This is a genomic window from Polaribacter sp. R2A056_3_33 (assembly GCF_019278485.1).
Classification (GTDB): domain Bacteria; phylum Bacteroidota; class Bacteroidia; order Flavobacteriales; family Flavobacteriaceae; genus Polaribacter.
Genome location: NZ_CP058984.1, coordinates 2,656,315 through 2,674,818, shown reverse-complemented (window position 1 = coordinate 2,674,818; position 18,504 = coordinate 2,656,315). Strand labels below are relative to the sequence as shown.

The 18,504-nt window shown below is 31.2% G+C and carries 16 protein-coding genes; 6 read left to right on the top strand and 10 right to left on the bottom strand.

Annotation, left to right across the window (positions count from 1 at the left end; all coding sequences use genetic code 11):
• The first annotated feature begins 90 nt into the window (after window positions 1-90).
• The 3 genes from metE (at window position 91) to H0I29_RS11170 (ending at window position 4,089) form a co-directional block, all read left to right on the top strand.
• A complete protein-coding gene (metE, locus tag H0I29_RS11180; RefSeq protein ID WP_218752373.1) occupies window positions 91-2,397 on the top strand; it encodes a 5-methyltetrahydropteroyltriglutamate--homocysteine S-methyltransferase in 2,307 nt (768 codons plus the stop codon).
• A gap of 87 nt (window positions 2,398-2,484) precedes the next feature.
• A complete protein-coding gene (locus H0I29_RS11175) occupies window positions 2,485-3,780 on the top strand; it encodes an NAD(P)/FAD-dependent oxidoreductase (RefSeq protein ID WP_218752372.1) in 1,296 nt (431 codons plus the stop codon).
• Window positions 3,781-4,089: a hypothetical protein gene (locus tag H0I29_RS11170; protein ID WP_218732828.1), complete on the top strand. Its 309-nt coding sequence runs from the start codon at window positions 3,781-3,783 to the stop codon at window positions 4,087-4,089.
• Between the two features lie 486 nt (window positions 4,090-4,575).
• Here the strand turns inward: H0I29_RS11170 and H0I29_RS11165 are convergent, their stop codons facing one another.
• Window positions 4,576-6,399: a cytochrome-c peroxidase gene (locus H0I29_RS11165; RefSeq protein WP_218752371.1), complete on the bottom strand. Its 1,824-nt coding sequence runs from the start codon at window positions 6,397-6,399 to the stop codon at window positions 4,576-4,578.
• 76 nt (window positions 6,400-6,475) lie between these two features.
• A complete protein-coding gene (locus tag H0I29_RS11160; protein WP_218752370.1) occupies window positions 6,476-8,002 on the bottom strand; it encodes a PhoX family protein in 1,527 nt (508 codons plus the stop codon).
• Between the two features lie 451 nt (window positions 8,003-8,453).
• Between H0I29_RS11160 and H0I29_RS11155 the strand changes: the two genes are divergently transcribed.
• The 3 genes from H0I29_RS11155 to H0I29_RS11145 all read left to right on the top strand — a co-directional run bounded on the left by H0I29_RS11155 (window position 8,454) and on the right by H0I29_RS11145 (window position 11,881).
• The gene (locus tag H0I29_RS11155; protein WP_218752369.1) at window positions 8,454-10,610 is read left to right on the top strand and encodes a TonB-dependent receptor; all 2,157 of its coding nucleotides are present in this window, start codon (window positions 8,454-8,456) and stop codon (window positions 10,608-10,610) included.
• A 203-nt stretch (window positions 10,611-10,813) separates the two neighbouring features.
• Window positions 10,814-11,233: a DUF2141 domain-containing protein gene (locus H0I29_RS11150; protein WP_218752368.1), complete on the top strand. Its 420-nt coding sequence runs from the start codon at window positions 10,814-10,816 to the stop codon at window positions 11,231-11,233.
• 24 nt (window positions 11,234-11,257) lie between these two features.
• On the top strand, window positions 11,258-11,881 hold the full coding sequence (locus H0I29_RS11145; RefSeq protein WP_218752367.1) for a M48 family metallopeptidase: 624 nt from the start codon (window positions 11,258-11,260) through the stop codon (window positions 11,879-11,881).
• A gap of 69 nt (window positions 11,882-11,950) precedes the next feature.
• Here the strand turns inward: H0I29_RS11145 and H0I29_RS11140 are convergent, their stop codons facing one another.
• The 8 genes from H0I29_RS11140 to H0I29_RS11105 all read right to left on the bottom strand — a co-directional run bounded on the left by H0I29_RS11140 (window position 11,951) and on the right by H0I29_RS11105 (window position 18,504).
• A complete protein-coding gene (locus tag H0I29_RS11140) occupies window positions 11,951-13,036 on the bottom strand; it encodes an amidohydrolase family protein (protein ID WP_218752366.1) in 1,086 nt (361 codons plus the stop codon).
• An 87-nt stretch (window positions 13,037-13,123) separates the two neighbouring features.
• Window positions 13,124-13,654 (bottom strand): 3-hydroxyanthranilate 3,4-dioxygenase, encoded by a 531-nt coding sequence (locus H0I29_RS11135; protein ID WP_218752365.1) that lies wholly within the window; start codon window positions 13,652-13,654, stop codon window positions 13,124-13,126.
• Window positions 13,655-13,851: 197 nt separating this feature from the next.
• Entirely contained in the window at window positions 13,852-14,628 is a 777-nt protein-coding gene (locus tag H0I29_RS11130) for an SDR family oxidoreductase (protein WP_218752364.1), read from the bottom strand.
• A gap of 68 nt (window positions 14,629-14,696) precedes the next feature.
• Window positions 14,697-14,915, bottom strand: coding sequence for a DUF6500 family protein (locus H0I29_RS11125; protein WP_218732818.1), 219 nt, complete (start codon window positions 14,913-14,915; stop codon window positions 14,697-14,699).
• A 3-nt stretch (window positions 14,916-14,918) separates the two neighbouring features.
• Entirely contained in the window at window positions 14,919-16,055 is a 1,137-nt protein-coding gene (locus H0I29_RS11120; protein ID WP_218752363.1) for an FAD-dependent monooxygenase, read from the bottom strand.
• 7 nt (window positions 16,056-16,062) lie between these two features.
• A complete protein-coding gene (locus H0I29_RS11115; protein WP_218752362.1) occupies window positions 16,063-16,587 on the bottom strand; it encodes a DUF1697 domain-containing protein in 525 nt (174 codons plus the stop codon).
• 150 nt (window positions 16,588-16,737) lie between these two features.
• Window positions 16,738-18,147: an NAD(P)/FAD-dependent oxidoreductase gene (locus tag H0I29_RS11110; RefSeq protein WP_218755233.1), complete on the bottom strand. Its 1,410-nt coding sequence runs from the start codon at window positions 18,145-18,147 to the stop codon at window positions 16,738-16,740.
• 15 nt (window positions 18,148-18,162) lie between these two features.
• Entirely contained in the window at window positions 18,163-18,504 is a 342-nt protein-coding gene (locus H0I29_RS11105; protein ID WP_218752361.1) for a hypothetical protein, read from the bottom strand.

The window sequence follows — 18,504 nt, the reverse complement described above, 5'->3', positions numbered from 1 at the left end:
CAAAAATAGTTTTATATTCTGAATATGAATCAAAATACATTATTTTTATTTATAAGTTATAGGTTTGTACAGTAATTAAAACTTATAACAATGAAAACTACTATTTTAGGGCATCCAAGAATTGGAGAAAAAAGAGAACTAAAAAAAGCAATTGAGAGTTACTGGAAAGAAAATATAGATGAAACAACGCTATTAAAAGTTGCCAGCGACATTAAAAAGAAAAACTGGTTGAATCAAAAGGAAATAGGAATAGACCTTATTCCTTCAAATGATTTTTCTTTATACGACCAAGTTTTAGATATGTCGTTAACCTTAAATTGTATTCCTAAAAGATTTAAAGAATTAAAAAATAAGGTATCTTTTGTCGATTTATACTTTGCAATGGCACGTGGTTTTCAAAAAGATAGTTTTGATATTGTTGCAATGGAAATGACTAAATGGTTTGATACTAATTACCATTATTTGGTTCCTGAGTTTGAAAAAGAGCAACAATTTGAATTGAATTCTTGTAAAATTATTAGCGAATATCGCGAAGCTTTACAAATAGGCATCAATACAAAACCTGTATTAATTGGACCTTTAACTTATTTATTGGTTGGAAAAGAAAAGGAAAACGGCTTTCATCGATTAGAGTTATTAGATCGTTTATTACCTACTTATATTCAATTAATTGAAGAATTACAAAACGAAGGAGTAACGAATATTCAGTTTGATGAACCTTACTTATCCTTAGATTTAACACTTAAAGAACAAGAGGCTTATTTTAAAACCTACACTCTTTTAAAAGCTAAATTTCCTAAGATTACATTAATTTTAGCTAACTATTTTGGAAATCTAAACGATAATTTAAATCTAACATTATCTTTACCAGTTGATGTTCTACATGTAGACTTAGTGAGAGGTTTAGACGAATTAGATTCCATTTTAGTTCATCAAAATAAAAACCAAATACTGTCTTTAGGTATTGTTGATGGAAGAAATATTTGGAAAAATAATTTTGATACATCCATAGAAATCATCAACAAAGCAAAGGCAATTAAAGGTGATAACCTTTGGATTTCTTCTTCATGTTCTTTATTGCACAGTCCGTATGATTTAGATAACGAAAAAGATGGTTCCATTCTAGAAGAAGTAACACAATGGTTGGCTTTTGCTAAACAGAAGTTACAAGAAATTGTTTTGCTTAAAAAAATAGCTCAAGATAATTTACAAGCATCAGACATTAAAGAAATCGAAGCCAACAGACTCGCTTTTATCAACAAAGAAAAATCTACACTTATACATAACAACAAAGTTAAACAACGTATAAATGCATTAACAGAGGCAGATAGTTTAAGGAAAAGTGTTTTTGCAGAAAGACAGAAAAAACAGCAACAAGAATTACAGTTACCTCTTTTTCCAACCACAACTATTGGTTCTTTTCCACAAACTAAAGAAGTGAGATATTTAAGGTTACAGTATAAAAGAAAGCAAATATCCGAAGAAAAATACAACTCCTTTTTAGAAGAAGAAATAACTAGTGCTATCAAATTTCAAGAAAATATTGGCTTAGATGTTTTAGTTCATGGTGAGTTTGAGCGTAATGACATGGTAGAATATTTCGGAGAAAGATTAGCTGGTTTTGCTTTTTCTAGTTTTGGTTGGGTGCAGAGTTATGGTACAAGGTGTGTAAAACCTCCTATTCTTTTTGGTGATGTGTCTAGAGAAAACCCTATGACTGTAAAATGGACAGAATATGCGCAGAGTTTATCTCAAAAATACGTAAAAGGAATGCTTACAGGGCCTGTAACAATTTTACAATGGTCTTTTGTTAGAGATGATCAACCAAGAACACAAACGTGTAATCAAATTGCATTGGCCATACGAGACGAAGTTGCCGATTTAGAAAAAGCAGGCATAAAAATTATTCAAATTGATGAACCTGCAATAAGAGAAGGCTTGCCTTTAAGAAAGGATAACTGGGCAGCCTATTTAAAATGGGCGGTAAATGCGTTTAAAATATCGGCAAGTGTTGTTAAAGATGAAACCCAAATTCACACACACATGTGTTATTCTGAGTTTAACGATATTATTGCAAATATTGCAGATATGGATGCCGATGTAATTACCATAGAAACGTCTCGTTCTGAAATGGAATTATTAGATGCTTTTGTCGATTTTAAATATCCCAATGAAATTGGTCCTGGAGTTTATGACATTCATTCTCCAAGGGTACCAAACGTACATGAAATAGAAAGTTTACTCATAAAAGCAACAAATTTATTACCTCAAGAAAACATTTGGGTAAACCCAGACTGCGGATTAAAAACAAGAGATTGGCCAGAAACAAAATTGGCTTTAGAAAATTTAGTTGCTTCTGCAAAATTAATGAGAGAAAGAGTAGCAACCACAGTTTAATAAAAACAGAACAGTTTAAGAATTAGTCTTAGGCTGTTCTCTTTTTTTACGTAAACATATTGTATTTTTGATGTTAAAATATACTATATGAACATACCACAAACTAGTTTTCCAAGAGTTGTAATTATTGGTGGTGGTTTTGCTGGTTTAGCTGCAGCTAGAGGGTTAGAAGAGCAAGAACTGCAAGTTGTGTTAATTGACAAACACAATTACCATACATTTCAACCTTTATTATATCAGGTTGCAACAGGTGGTTTAGAGCCAGATTCTATTGCCTTTCCTTTAAGAAAACGTTTTAACGATGTGGAAAATTTCTATTTTAGATTGACTGAAGTAGAAAAAATAAATCCAGAAAACAATACTATTGAAACTGCTATTGGAAACTTAGAGTATGATGAGTTAATTATTGCTACAGGCTCTACAACCAACTTTTTTGGAAATACAAACATCCAAAAACATACGATGGAAATGAAGTCCATTCCGCAGTCTTTAAATATTAGAAGTCTAATTTTAGAAAACTTCGAAGAAGCTTTATTAACCTCTAATATTGAAGAAAGAAACGCTTTGATGAATTTTGTAATTGTTGGTGGTGGACCAACAGGTGTAGAATTAGCTGGTGCTTTAGCAGAGATGAAAAAGGGAATCTTGCCTAAAGATTATCCTGATTTAGATATCCGTCAAATGCAGATTAACTTAATTCAAAGTTCTGATTGTTTGTTAAAAGGAATGAGTGCTAAGGCTTCTGAAAAAGCAGAAGATTTTCTAATAAAACTAGGTGTAAATGTTTGGAAAAACTTACGTGTTTTAGATTATAATGAAAAAATAGTTACCACAAATGGAGAAGATCATTTTAAGGCGGAAACCGTTATTTGGGCTGCTGGCGTAAAAGGACAAATGATTGATGGTCTAAACACTGAATGTATTATTGAAAGAGCTGCTAGAATAAAAGTAAATGAATACAATCAAGTTTTAGGGCACCCAAATGTATATGCAATTGGAGATGTTGCTTGTATGTCTTCAGAAAAAACTCCTTTCGGACACCCAATGATGGCACAACCTGCTATTCAACAAGGTCGGTTAGTTTCAAAAAATATATTGGCGAAATTGTACAATAAAGAACAAAAGGCATTTATTTATAAAGACAAAGGAGCTATGGCGACTATTGGACGTAATAAAGCCGTTGTAGATTTAAAAAACTGGAAATTTCAAGGAGTTTTTGCTTGGTTTGTTTGGATGTTTGTTCATTTGTTTTCTTTAATCGGATTTAGAAACAAAGCGATTGTTTTTCTAAATTGGGTATATAATTATATTCGTTTCGATAGAGAAACTCGTTTAATTATTAGACCTTATAAAAATAAAAACAGCTTTAGTTTTAGAAAATAAATGGCAGAAAAAAGAATCATAAAGTGTCCGAACTGTGGGGTTTTTAACACCAATAAAGAATATTGCACAAACTGCAACACCCTAATTTCTCATCAAAAGAAAAGAGAACTCAAAGCCAATGTTGTAAAACAAAATGAAATTGACAAGGTTATTCATGAAAGAGAAAACCCCAATTTAACAGAAAGATTAAAAAAACATCCTAATATTTTGTATAAAATTACCGGCTGGATTTTGTATTCTGCCTTTACAATTGTTAGTATTATTGGTGCTGGTTTGGCTTGGTTTATTGCAATGGTTGCTGCGGGTTAAGATGAAAAAAATACTCTTTCACTATTTTTTGATTTCTTTATTGATAGGAAGTACAATCTATCTTCTTCAATATCTTTCCTTTCCTTTACCTAAATTCATTAGTTTTTATGTGAATGATTTTTTAATCATTCCGATTGTTTTATACATCAGTTTACAAATTTTAAAATGGTCTAAAAACGATAAAAGTTACACGTTGAGTTTCCCTATAATTCTATACGTTTGTTTTATTTATAGTCTTTTATTCGAGTTTATTTTCCCTAAATACTTAGCAAGATATACCACAGATATTGTAGATATTCTTCTTTATTTTGCAAGCGGACTTCTATTCTACTACCTTCAAAAGATGAAAACTGATAAAATTTCGAAATAAAACATGCGCATTTAATACAAGTGCTATTGCAAAAAAAATCTTCTTTAGAAAGTTCTTTTGACTAATCAAAAAAAGTATTCTAAAGAAGATATAAAGAAATAAAATACATTTAATTACTATTTAGACTCTTCATGGTTTTCATCAAGTGTTTCCGTCAACGTTTTCATAAAAGCAACGATGGCGTTTTGTTCTTCTGCAGTTAAGTTCAATTCATCAAAAGGTAAGGTTTGGTGCTCTAAATCAAAACCTAATCCGCCGCCACCGCCAAGGTTATAAAACTCAACAACCTGCTCTAAAGTATTGTAAACACCATTGTGCATATACGGAGCAGTTAATTCAATATTCCTAATAGAGGGTGTTTTAAACATTCCTTTATGCAGTTCTTCTTTAAAGCTCCAATAAAACCCTAAATCATCATCTAATTTTTTATTTTCTGCTGTTTCCGGAACTCCAATAACTTCTTTCTCTGTTTCTGTAAAAAAAGGAGGCACTGTACCATTTGTTAATGGCATAAAATGGCAAGTGGCACATAAAGCTTTTCCCATAAATAAATTGTAGCCAAGTTTTTCTTCATTAGAAAAATTATTTTCTTCTCCTCTCATATTTTTATCAAATTTAGAATTGAAACCATTTAAAGTTGAAACATAAGATGAAATTGCTTTTATAACATCTGTATTATTAGATGACACTTTGCCAAAAGCATCTTTAAAAAGAGGCGTGTACGTCGAATCTTTTAAAATAGCATTAGAAAATTTATGCACATTAGAGTTAAACTCTTTATCATTTGTAAAAACAGCTGAAATTTGATCTAATAATGTATTTGATCTTCCATCTAAAAAGAAACTTTGTTGAAAAGCGGTATTTATAAGTGTTGGTGTATTTCGTTCTAAAGGATTCCCTTGATTATCAATATTAAAATCGACATTATCTGCATAACCTTTGTCTTGTAAATGACAAGTTACACAAGCCATCTTTCCATTTTTAGAAAGTTTAGGGTCTGAAAATAATTTTCTACCTAAAGCTATTTGTTTATTGGTTGGATTTTGATTGATAGCTGGCGTAAAATAATTTAAACTAAAACTATTGTCTTCAAAAAAGGTAGGCGCATCAAAATTAAAAGGAGTTGTATTTATGGGCTTCCAAAGCGCACTCACTTTTCTTATTTCAACCCAATTTCTAGTAATCGAGTTCATGTAATCTCTTGTAAAAGTAAAACGATCAAAAGTATCAAAATCTTCATTTTTTTTAATAAACGAAATAGCGCTTTCAATATTACTATTAAAAGCAGCATCTAACTCCTTATTTTTCTCTTTTACAACACTCTGTATTGTTTGCTCATAAACAGTTTGCAAACTTTTTAAAGAAATAATCGTTTCTTTAATTCCTAAATGACTCACGGGTGTATCGAAACCTGAAATAGCTAAACTTATAATTCTTAAAAGTTGTTGATGTGTTGCTATAAAAAAACGTTGCGGATTTAATGGTCGTTTTATAATCCCTTTTTTAAGATTAGAAAGTAAGCCTTTTTGCACATACAATTCTTGTGTAAAATCGGCTTCTGACGTCTCATTATCAAAAATACTTTCTTCTATTTTTTGGTAACCTACTGGTTTTATTATTTTACCTGTATCTTCCTTATAAATTGGTAAGGCTGGTCCGTTAGCTCTGTGGCCAACTTCGGGGTTTAAATAAGATGCATAAGGCTCTGCTTTTTTAAATGCAGCTCTAGATAATTCAAAATACTTTTTTGATTTTTCTCCATGCATTCCTGAAACCTCTAAACTATCGATATACAGCAAAGCAACATCTAAATTTTGAGCATAGTACTCTTGTGCAAAAGACCAATTAACGATAGGAATCATTTCTTTTTTATCTTGATTACAAGACATAAAAAGAACACCCATTAATAAAAAAAATAACGATTTAAAATATTTAAACATATTGAAAGTTCTAAAAAATGAAAGAATCTTCATTGTAAAAATGAAGATTCTTAGTATTAAAAATATAGTTTGTGTATTATCTTTCCAATCCTTTTAATAAAACAATTTGCCCACCTTGGTTATGTGGTAAACTGCTTGAAACGAAATCATCACTTTGCCAATAATGTGGTTGTAGGTTTAAAATAAAAGTATCTGGAACTCCAACTTTATCAGATATATCTGTTAATGCACCAAACTCCCCAGAAAAACCAGATGAACCAGATGGGGCTAAATTATTTTCAATTTTTAATGCTAAAACAACTTTTGTATTGTTTCCACTTAAATCACTTTGATAAATTTGAGCAGCATGATTTCTTGCAAAAGAGTTTGGATCTTCTTGCGTATAAATAAAGTTCTCTGTTACACAAATATTATCTGGACTTTGTAATTCTGATACATTACCGTCTTTATTATTAGTATCTGTATTACCACTAATAATTTGCGTTAATTTACCTTCTAATGGGTTGGTTGCATCTAATTCAATTTTATAAACGGTACCCCAATCATTATAAGTTCCTCTTCCGGGACCTCTTCCTGTTACGGCAAAAAATACGTCTCTTGCGTTAGCATCGCTACCTTTTCTATAATCTACATCTTCTACTCTCATAAACTGAGAAGCAAACACATTTGTACAAGCTGTTTCCATTTCGTTTTTAGTTAAACTAGCACCATCAACAATTTCAACAAATTCTACATCATACGATTTAGAGAAATCTAAACTTCCTTCGTTGTAAACAGTATTCGCTGCAACATCCATTGTTCCTCCAGCACCATCAGATACTTGTTTAAATCTTAAAACATATACTTTTCCGTTTTCTAAATCAGCATCACCATTTTCAGAAACATACATAATAACTTGTCCTTCAGAACCACTAGAATCATCATCACCACCAACAATTACTGTTTTACCAGCATATGCTCCTTGTGGCAAAGGCACTGCATTTTCCCAAGAGAATTCTCCTAATGCATCTAAACCAAAATCTGCTGTAGGTGTAGGTGTTTCAATCCAAGGGTCTATACCCTTTACATCATAAGCATAACTCTCTGAAGCCGATAAAAAGATATCTTTATCACCACCATGTATAGCTGCTTCCCACATAGTTCCAGAACATTGTCTTGCATAATCTGCAACACCACTATTTAATAACCAATCTCCTTCTATAGGATTTAAGTCTTTGTCAAAACGAATTCTAGAAACTGCGTAATCGTCTTCTGCATTTACAACATAGATGTACTCATCTCCATCTTTTAAAAACCCTGCACCGTCTTGTGCACCAACTAAACGAAAACCGTTAGAAAGTACATCGGTAGAACTTATTAAAGAAAAAGCTTCCACTGAACTAAAGTCTGAATTTATTGTTACTAAAGGAGCTAAAGAAGATTTGTTAGAAAACATTTCTGGAGAAGGTGTAAAATCCTCACCATCTTCACCGTCCGATCCATTAACGCCATCAACACCGTCAATACCATCCACACCGTCTTCAGGATTACAACTCGTAAAAACTGTACTTACAGAAGTTACAACAAAAAGGAATAAAAATAATTTAAAGTACTTGTTCATCATTTAATTTATAAAGGTTAATTAATTGATCACAAAAATATCTTTTGAAGCCTTCTCAAATATTAACTAAGCATTACGGTTCCCTTAATCTTGAGTAACCTTACTGTTAAAAACATTAATTAAATATTAACGGGTACGTGAAATTGAAGCTATAGTATTAAGTAAACATAAAGAAAAGATGGGCACTAATCCTTTCATAACAAAGCCTACCTAAGATAGGTCACTCATTTTCAACAAACTAAAACGGCATAACTAATAAGACCTTAAAAGGCTTTCCTAAATTTAGGAAAAAAGATATTCATCACATTTAAAAAGCGTTTATTAAGAAAATTAAAAGCAGTTATACTTATTTTATAAAAGTTTTACAACTCATCATTCAAAAATTACAACTCAGTATTTGTTTTTATTTTTAACATAAATAACACCACATCTTTGTAGCACCAAACCAAACAAGATGAAACATATTCTACTTTTAATATTGTTAAGCTGCCAATTATCAGCAATTGCACAAACTACCATTTCCGGAAAAGTAACAGATTCTAAAAGCAAACCTATCAATGGAGCAAATGTTTATTTAGACGGGACGTATGATGGAACCTCAACGAATGAACTAGGAGAATTCTTTTTCAAAACCGATGAAAAAGGAACACAAACTTTAATCATTTCTTTTATTTCTTTTGAACCCTTTATAAAAACAGCGGATGTTTCATCTCTCAAAAATTTAAAAATTAAATTAAGAGATGATGTAAATTCTTTAGACGCTGTTGTTATAAACGCTGGAACGTTTGAAGCAGGAGAAAAAGCAAAAGTTACCGTTCTAAAACCACTAGACATTGTAACTACAGCAAGTGCTTTAGGCGATGTTATGGGCGCTTTACAGACACTTCCCGGAACTTCTACAGTAGATGAAGATGGACGGTTATTTGTGCGTGGTGGTGAAGCAGAAGAAACTCAGATTTTTGTTGATGGAATTCGTGTTTTTACTCCTTACACTCCATCCGCAAGAAACATTCCTACTCGTGGACGCTTCTCTCCTTTCTTATTTAAAGGAATTTCTTTTTCCACCGGTGGATATTCTGCAGAATACGGACAAGCATTATCGAGCGTTTTACGATTAAATACCATTGATGAACCTATAGAAGAAAAAACAGATTTGTCTTTTATGACTTTAGGCTTGGGTGTTGGTAATACACAAATTTGGGAAAACAATTCATTTAGTGTAAATACTTCTTACATCAATTTAGCACCCTATCAAGAAGCTTTTCCTAATAGAAATACATGGAAAAAACCAGTACAATCCTTAAGTGGAGAGATGGTATATAGACATAAATTTAAGAATGAATCTTTATTAAAATTATACGGCGCATTTAGTTATACAAATTTCGATGTCATACAAGATGATATTAATTTTGTGGATGGATTTCGTTTCGGGCTAAAAAATAGAAATCTTTACTTTAATACTTCTTACAAGAATAAATTTGGAGATAATTGGAGAATAGAAACGGGGTTTAGTTTCACCAACGATCATTCTAACCTTAAAATTATTGACGATTTAGTAACTGACAATGAAAACTCCATGCACTTAAAAGTGAAGTTAAAAAAACAGTTTTCTAATCGATTTAAAGTAAGTTTTGGATCAGAATATTTTATGACCAATTTTAACGAAGGTTACACTGCTAATAATAGCAAGGAAATAGAATTTGGGTTTCAAAATAACATCTTTGCTTCGTTTGTAGAAACAGATATTTTCTTCTCTAAAAATTTAGCAACAAAAATAGGAGTCCGTGCAGAACATTCTGAGTTATTAAATGAATCTACAATTTCTCCTAGAACCTCTATTGCTTATAAAGTGAATAAAAACGCACAATTTTCCTTGGCTTATGGTCAGTTTTATCAGAATCCTAAAAATGAATATTTAAAATTTAGTCAAGATTTTAAAGCCGAAAACACCTCACATTTAATTGCCAATTATCAACATACAAAACAAGGTCAAATTTTTAGAATCGAAGCCTATTTAAAAGAATATAAAGACTTGGTAAAATATGACGATAACCGACCAATATTTACAAGTAAATTTAACAATAACGGAAATGGTTACGCAAAAGGATTTGATATTTTCTGGAGACAAAATGGTAAAATAAAAAATACTGATTATTGGGTTTCTTACTCCTATCTAGACACCAAAAGAGATTATAAAAATTATCCAACTGCTGCAACTCCTAATTTTGCATCAAAGCACAATTTATCTGTGGTGGCTAAACATTGGATAGCAGATTGGAAAAGTCAAGTTGGATTTAGTTACAATTTTGCTTCCGGCAGAAATTACACCAACCCAAATGAAACTGGTTTTTTAAATAATCAGACTAAAAACTATAACTCTTTAAGTGTAAATTGGGCCTATTTAATAGATCAACAAAAGATTTTATATTTCTCTGTTAACAATGTTTTGGCTACTCAGAATGTATTTGGTTATAACTATAAAACCAGTGCAGAACCGAATGGAAATTTTGAGCGACAAGCCATTATACCAAATGCTGATAGTTTCTTTTTTGTAGGTTTCTTCTGGACAATTAGTGACAATAAAAAGACAAATCAGTTAGATAATTTGTAGTAATTTGTCATTCCGAAATGAGCTTCTTGGGCTATTAAGGAATCCCTTCATAAAAAAAGATTTCCCATCGTTCATACTTCTCTTCTTTGAAACGAAGCTTAAACCACAACTCAGAAACAAAAAAGAACAATTCGGTATTATTCTTGTGTATTTTACGTAGAAACATCAGATATTTGAAATATCAATAAAAAAGAAAAACAATTATGAAAAAATTACTTTTAATACTAGCCATCGTTTTTAGTGGAATCTTATCTACTAATGCCCAAGAAGAAACCGCAGATTTAACCATTAACATTGCTGGTTTAAATTCTGATAAAGGAATGTTATTAGTTGGTCTTTACAACAAGAAAGACCATTTCTTAAAAAAGCAATATAAAGCAGATACCGCAAATATTAAAGATAAAAAATCTATAGTCATTTTTAAAAATTTACCAAAAGGTGAATATGCCGTTTCATTTGTTCATGATGAAAATGATAACAAAAAAATGGACACGAACATGTTTAAAATTCCTAAAGAAGACTATGGTTGCTCAAACAACGCAAGAGGCTTTATGGGACCTCCAAAATACGATGATGCTAAATTTCAATTAACAGCAAACAAAACAATTGAAATTAAAATATAACCCAACTACCTAAAACTTTTTAAGATGAAAAAATCTATTTTAATGATCGCAATTTTCATTGCGACAGGAATTTCTGCGCAAACAAAATATCAAAAAGGAATGCAAAAAGCATTCGGACTCTGGCAAAAAGGAAACATGACGGAAGCTTCTCAATTATTTGAAAGAATCTCTAAGGCTGAACCCAAAAAATGGATGCCAGCTTATTATACCGCAACGGTAGAGATTTTAAGTAGCTTCGGTTTAACAGATGAAACTGTTTTAAAATCGAAATTAACAAAGGCTCAAGAATTTTTAGATGTCGCCAAATCAAATTCAGAAAATAATCCAGAAATTATAATTACCCAAGCACTATTAAACCTCGGTTATATTGCTTTTGATGGACAAAAGTACGGGATGACTTTATCAGGAGAAACCAGTCAACTATATGCAAAAGCATTACAAATTGCACCCAACAACCCAAGAGTTATTTTAGGAAATGCAGAATGGAATATGGGGTCTGCTCGTTTCTTCGGAAAATCTACAAAACCATATTGTGCAGAAATTAAACGCGCCATTGAGCTAGGTAAAAAAGAAAAAATTGATATTGAATTCTACCCAAAGTTTATGTTAGAAAGAGCTGAAAACCTTTTAAAACAGTGTGAGAAATAGTATTCAGTTTTCAGTTGCAGTTTTCAGTTAATTATTAACAGAATACTGCAACTGTAAACTGTCAACTTATTAAGAGAGTATCTTTTTTATCAACTCTTGCTTAGCAACCTCATCATCACCAAACAACCACTGCAACACATTATCTTCCCAAATTTGTCCTTTTTCTGTTTCAGTAATAATATTCTCACGTATTGCTAAATCTAATATTTTACCAGGATAAGAAGACTGTGCATCACTTTCCATTTCTCCTAACGGATACGGATCGTCTAAGCCCATTAAAACCTGACTTGTGCCTTGTCTTTTAAACATTAATTTTAAAGAATCTGTATCGTGCACCAACGTGTCAAAAAAGATATTTTTATGACCAACGGATTTTCTAGGATGCGTTTTACCTTCAAACAAATCAGGTCTTCCATCAAAACCCTGAATCCTTCTTCCTAAATTCATTTGTGCCAATTGACCTCCATGCGCAAAACAAGTTCTAATATTTTTAAAACGCTCTTGCATTCCGTTTAAGGTATAAAAATGATACGCATCGCCACATTGTGCCAACATCCAAATTAAATGAAAACGCCAATTGGTATTTTCTAATTTTATCATTTTATCACCATCATACGGGTGAATTTCAATTGCCAGTTTATACTTGTCAGCTAATTCAAAAATAGCATCATTTTCTTCGTCAAAAACACAACGCCATTGCCCAATCGAATCCATAAAATGTGTTGGTAAACACAAAACTTTTAAGCCTAATTCTTCTACACAACGTTTTATTTCATCTAAAGCACCATAAATAAAACCAGGATGCACTACAAAGCCACAGGTAAATTTAGACGGATGTTCTCGCTGCACTTTTGCATTAAAATCATTCTGAAAACGCAACGCTTTTTTCATTTCTTCTAAACGCAAACCATTCCCGTATAACTGAGAAAGATTCAACACAACCGCATGATCTAGCTTGTTTTTCTCCATCCAAAGTAATTTTTCATCTAAGAAAAAACTAGAATGCGTTACAGGTCTTCTCCACCCTTTTTGTAACATGTGTTTACGCTCATCATCTACCCAAAAAATCTCCTTTTCCTTCATAAAATCAGGAATTTCTTCTGGATAAGGTAATAAATGTGAATGTCCGTTTATGCGTAGTTTTCTTTTTTCCATATTTTTTTGTCATTGCGAGGCACAAGCCGTGGCAATCTTTTAATAAGAGATTACTTCGTCATTCTTCCTCGTAATGACGAACACGATTTATTTAACTTTTTTCGGAGCTTCCATTACTGTACCACAATTATCACAAGTACATTTTTGTTTATCAGAATAATATCTATCAAAAATAACGGGCATATCTGTTTCAATATTTCCCAATGCAAATTCTTCTCTATACAACTGGTTTCCACAGTTTTCACAATACCATTCTAGAGCATCTAACATCCCTTCAGAACGCGGATATTCTATAACCAAACCAACCGTATTTTCTTTTCTTTGCGGAGAATGTGGCACTTTTGCTGGCAACAAATAAATATCACCTTCATTAATTTCTACGTCAATTTGCTTGCCTTTATCATCAATGATCTTTAGAATCATGCCTCCTTCTACCTGATAGAAAAACTCAGGAGTTTCATTATAATGATAATCTTTTCTATTATTTGGCCCACCAACAACCATTACAATATACTCGCCATTATCCCAAACCTGCTTGTTACCAACTGGCGGTTTTAATAAATGACGATGTTCATCAATCCACTTTTTAAAATTTAAAGGCTGTACTAAATTGCTCATATTGTTTAGGTATTTAGATGTTTAAAACAAAAATCTATACTTTATAAAGTTAGTCTAAAATGTCTTCGTTTTAAAATCTTTATTCTTAATTCTTATTACTATTATGGCGTTCCCTAAAGGTCGGGCTTTACACTATATCTTTCTGCAAAAAAGCAAAAAGGATGCCGTTTCAATCCCTAACGCAAAATCCGTTAATTTTATAAACTCTTGGTTCTACCTCCATCAACAGGAAGGTTAATTCCATTAATATAACTTGCTTGTTCACTTGCTAAAAAAACAACAGCTGCAGCAGTTTCTTCGGGTTTTGCAAAGCGTTTTGCTGGCACGTAATTCTTCATAATCGCAACCATTTCAGCTTCAGTTGTATTTTCTTTTTTAGCTTTTATTTTAATAATCTCATCTAAACGAGCAGTGTTGGTAAAACCAGGCAATACATTATTTACTGTAATTTGGAACGCCGCCAACTCTGTAGACAATGTTTTTGCCCAATTACCAACTGCATTTCTAATCGTATTAGAAACTCCTAAACCAGGAATAGGCTCTTTTACAGACGTAGAAATCACATTAATAATTCTACCAAATTTTTCTGTTTTCATAAACGGAACTAAAACTTGTACCAAAATCTGATTGCAAATAACATGCATTTGAAACGCATTAATTAAATCTGATGAAGTTGCAGAAATTAAATCTCCACTTTTTGGACCGCCTGTATTATTTACTAAAATATGAAACTTTAAATCTGTAGTTTCTAAAACTTGTTGCAACTCTTCTGGGTTAGAAAAATCTGCCACCAAATAATTATGCTTTTGATTCTTATTTGGTAATTCGACTAAAACTGCTTTTAACTTTTCTTCATTTCTAGCAATTAAAGTCACATTTACTCCTTCTTCCGCTAATAAAATTGCAGTTGCTTTTCCTATTCCTTGCGTACTTCCACAAACTAAAGCATTTTTATTTTGTATGTTTAAGTTCATCTAAAACTAAATTTATGAATTAATATCTATGCATTTTGCGTCTTTCCCTCTTTTCATCCTTCTTTGTTCTATTTACTATCCAAAACCATCTGTTTAATCTTAATAGCTTTTTCAAAATGATCTAATTTGTGCGTTTCTATCCACCATTTTGCAACTTCCATTAACAAAACCGGATTATCATTTTTATTTTTGAAAAAGGCATAAAAAGACAAACCAACATTGGTTCCTTTTTTAGCTATTTTTTCATCACAAACTGCTATTATTTTTTCTTTTATTTCTGTATTCATATTTTATTTTTCTAGCTGATATAATGCTATCATTTTCTTATTTATAATTGCTTTCGGTACACTTTTTAAGATAAAATTCCGAAAACCCTGGCCGTATTTCCAATGTGCCATTTTACCAGTCATCCAAGATTGATTAACAACCAAACTGACTTTCTTCTGCCTTTTTTGTTGAAACAATTCGAATATATTTTTGTCTTTATTTTCAGCAATTAAATTACTTAAATAATACGCATCTTCAATAGCTTGTGTACCACCTTGTCCCATATTTGGCGTGGTGGCATGCCCTGCATCTCCAATTAAACAAATATTATTTTTATGCCATTTTTTAAGCGGCATTAAATCGTGAATGTCACTTTTTATAATTTGATGAACCTCTGTTTCAGCAATTAAATCAGTTATTAAAGGATCAAATTCAGAAAACATTTTCAATAACTTCGCTTTTACCAAACTAACCTCAATTTGCTCATTCTCGGTTGCTAAAGCAACTGCAAACCAATAGGTTTTATCTTTAGTTACTTTAGAAATTCCGAATCTAATTTTGTCTCCCCAAAGTTCAAACCCTCTATGCAATAAATCGTCATCTAAAACCCTATTTGTAATACCTCTCCAACAAGTCTGACCAGAATATCTTTTCTTGCTTTCCGGAAATAATTGTTGCCTAACTTTAGAGTTGATGCCATCTGCAGCTATTAAAAAATCGGTTATTGTTTTAGATGCATCATTAAAAGTAATTTCAATTTTATTAGCAGCTACTTCTTTAAAAGATTCAAATCCTTTGTTTAAAAATATTTTCTCTTTCGGAATTTTATCAAACAGTAATTTTTGAAGCGCAGCTCTATGAATTGCAACAGTTGTGTAGCCAAAAATATCTTTTATAAAATCTTGATTACTATCTGAAATTGGAGATAAATCTTGTTTACCAATGGTAATTCTATCAATAAAATTTCCGTTGGCAATTACGTCTTCTAAAGTACCTAAACTTTCTAAAACCTGTAATGCATTTGGCGCTAACCAAATTCCAGCTCCGACTTCATTTAAAACAGCTGCTTTTTCAAAAATCTGATAGTTGATTCCTTTTTGTTCAAAAGCCAAAGCTGTAGTTAACCCACCAATTCCTGCGCCAATAATTGTATATTTCATACCGATTTTAATTACTTTCTGCCAACTCTAATAACTTTAATGTGGTATTATAATTTCTAGTTGTCGCACTTACATTCAACTTTCTTTCAAATAATTTATTAGAAAGTTTTGTTTTAGCAAAGCCAGTTTCGCAATGAATAAATACCATATCATTATCGATTAAATATTGATCGTTATCAATACCTTTAACGTCTATTTTTGTTTCATATACTTTTTTGTTTAAGAAAACAAAGGCAACTATTTTGGTGTTGTCTGTTGGAAAAGGGTAATTAGCAAATGCTTTTTTAAATTGAGGAATTGTTCTTACAATTACAGGAACATCGTAACCAAATTTAGTTTGAATTCCTTCATTAATTTTCTTACAAATTACAGATTTACCTTCGTCTGATTCTAAAATAATATTTCCACTCTGAATGTATGTTTGTACGTTTTTAAAACCTAAATCGTTTAATAAATCACGTAGTTCTGCCGATGGAAGAATATTTTTTCCTGATACATTTATTCCTCTTAATAAAACTATATATTTTTTCATTTACTTTATAAATGGTCTATTTATTACCTACAATTAATAGCTCTTATGAATTGGTTTAGCCCTGATTGCAGCATTTGTTTGAGCTCTTTTTTATTCTTTTTTGAATAAAAAAAGCGAGTGCGTAAAGCAGGAAATAGCTTCTAAAAAAAACTACATCCCTGCAATTTTATCTTCTTCTAAAATGTTATTTGTTTCTGTTTTTACTTTCTCTAAAATAACTTTTAACTCGTCTTTTGTCATGTTTAAATGCGTGTGAAATTCATCTCCTGCAATTAAATTCAATAAAGCTTTGTCTTGCGCTCTACCTTTTTTCATGGCTTCATTGTACCCTATATTTGCATTAAAAGTGACTAAGGAATACTTGGAGAAATACTCCGTTGGAAACGTCTTTTCTAAATCCATTTCTATCTTTCTTTTCTCCTTAAAAATAGCATTTGACACATGATCTCTCATTTCATGAAAGTTATCAATTGCTAAATCTGCAATAGCATCTGTGTCTTGTTTTCTTGCTTTTTCATAAGTCTTAAAAACAGTTTTCCAAGAATCTAAACCTTGATTCAAAATTTCATCGAAAACAGTAACATCTTCAAACGAAGCATTCATACCTTGTCCGTAAAACGGTACAATTGCATGCGCAGAATCGCCTAATAAAACCGTTTTATTTTGATAAGACCATGGCGAACATTTTACGGTTCCTAAAGCACCTGTTGGGTTGTTTATAAATTCGTCTTTTATATTAGGAATGATTATTAAAGCATCTGGAAACTCTTGCTCAAAAAACTGTGTTATTTTTTCTTCTGATATTAAGTTTTCGAAATTAAATTCGCCTTCATTATAACTTAAGAAAAGTGTAACCGTAAAACTTCCGTCTAAATTTGGTAAGGCAATTAACATAAAATCACCACGAGGCCAAATGTGTAAATGCTGGTTACTTATTTGATGCTTTCCATTTTTATCCGCAGGGATTTCTAATTCTTTATAACCGTGATTTAGATAATTCTGAGAGTAGCTAAACAGAAATTTACGTTCTAAATAATAGCTTTTTCTTAGTGAAGAACCTGCACCATCTGTTCCGAAAATTACATCTGCTTTTATAGATAATTCTTGCTTGGTTTTGTAATCTTTAAAATGTGCTGTATTATTTTCTATATCAACATTTTTACATTTTTTATTAAAATGAATGTTAACGTTTATATGCTTTTCTGCTTCGTTTAATAACAATGCATTTAAATCGCCACGAGAAATGGAGTTGATATACTCATTTTCTCTACCAGAATAATTAGAAGCAAAAGTATTTCCAGCTCTGTCGTGCATTAATCGTCCATACATTGGTATGCAAAATTCTCTTGCTTGTTCTTCTACTCCGCATAAACGTAATGCCTTAAAACCTCTATCTGACAATGCTAAATTGATAGATCTACCTGCAGAAATATCTGTAGTTCTTAAATCTGGCCTGCTTTCGTATAATTCAATTTTATAACCTCTTTGTGCTAATCTTAAAGCTAAAAGAGAACCACATAAACCTGCGCCTATTACTAATATTTTATCTGTTTTATTCATCATTTATTCTTCAAACTAATGTAACTTATTTTTTAAAAATTGGTAATCATCATATTCCAATTTAAGATTAGATAATGATATTTTTTGCATTTCATTATCTTCATTTATAAAACTTAATAAGTCATTTTTTGTGTTAAATTTTATTTTAATGAAGTCTTTATAAATAAAATTAACTTTTATATCTTCTCTAATACATATTAAAATTCTTTTATCGGTTATTATAAAATAGTCGCTTCCTTTTTCCATAAACAAACTTAGAATTCCAAATACTTGATATTGCCAAAAACCAATATCACTTTTAGTTTTTAATTTCACTAAAATATCTTCTCCTTTAATCAATTTATTAAAAACACTCAT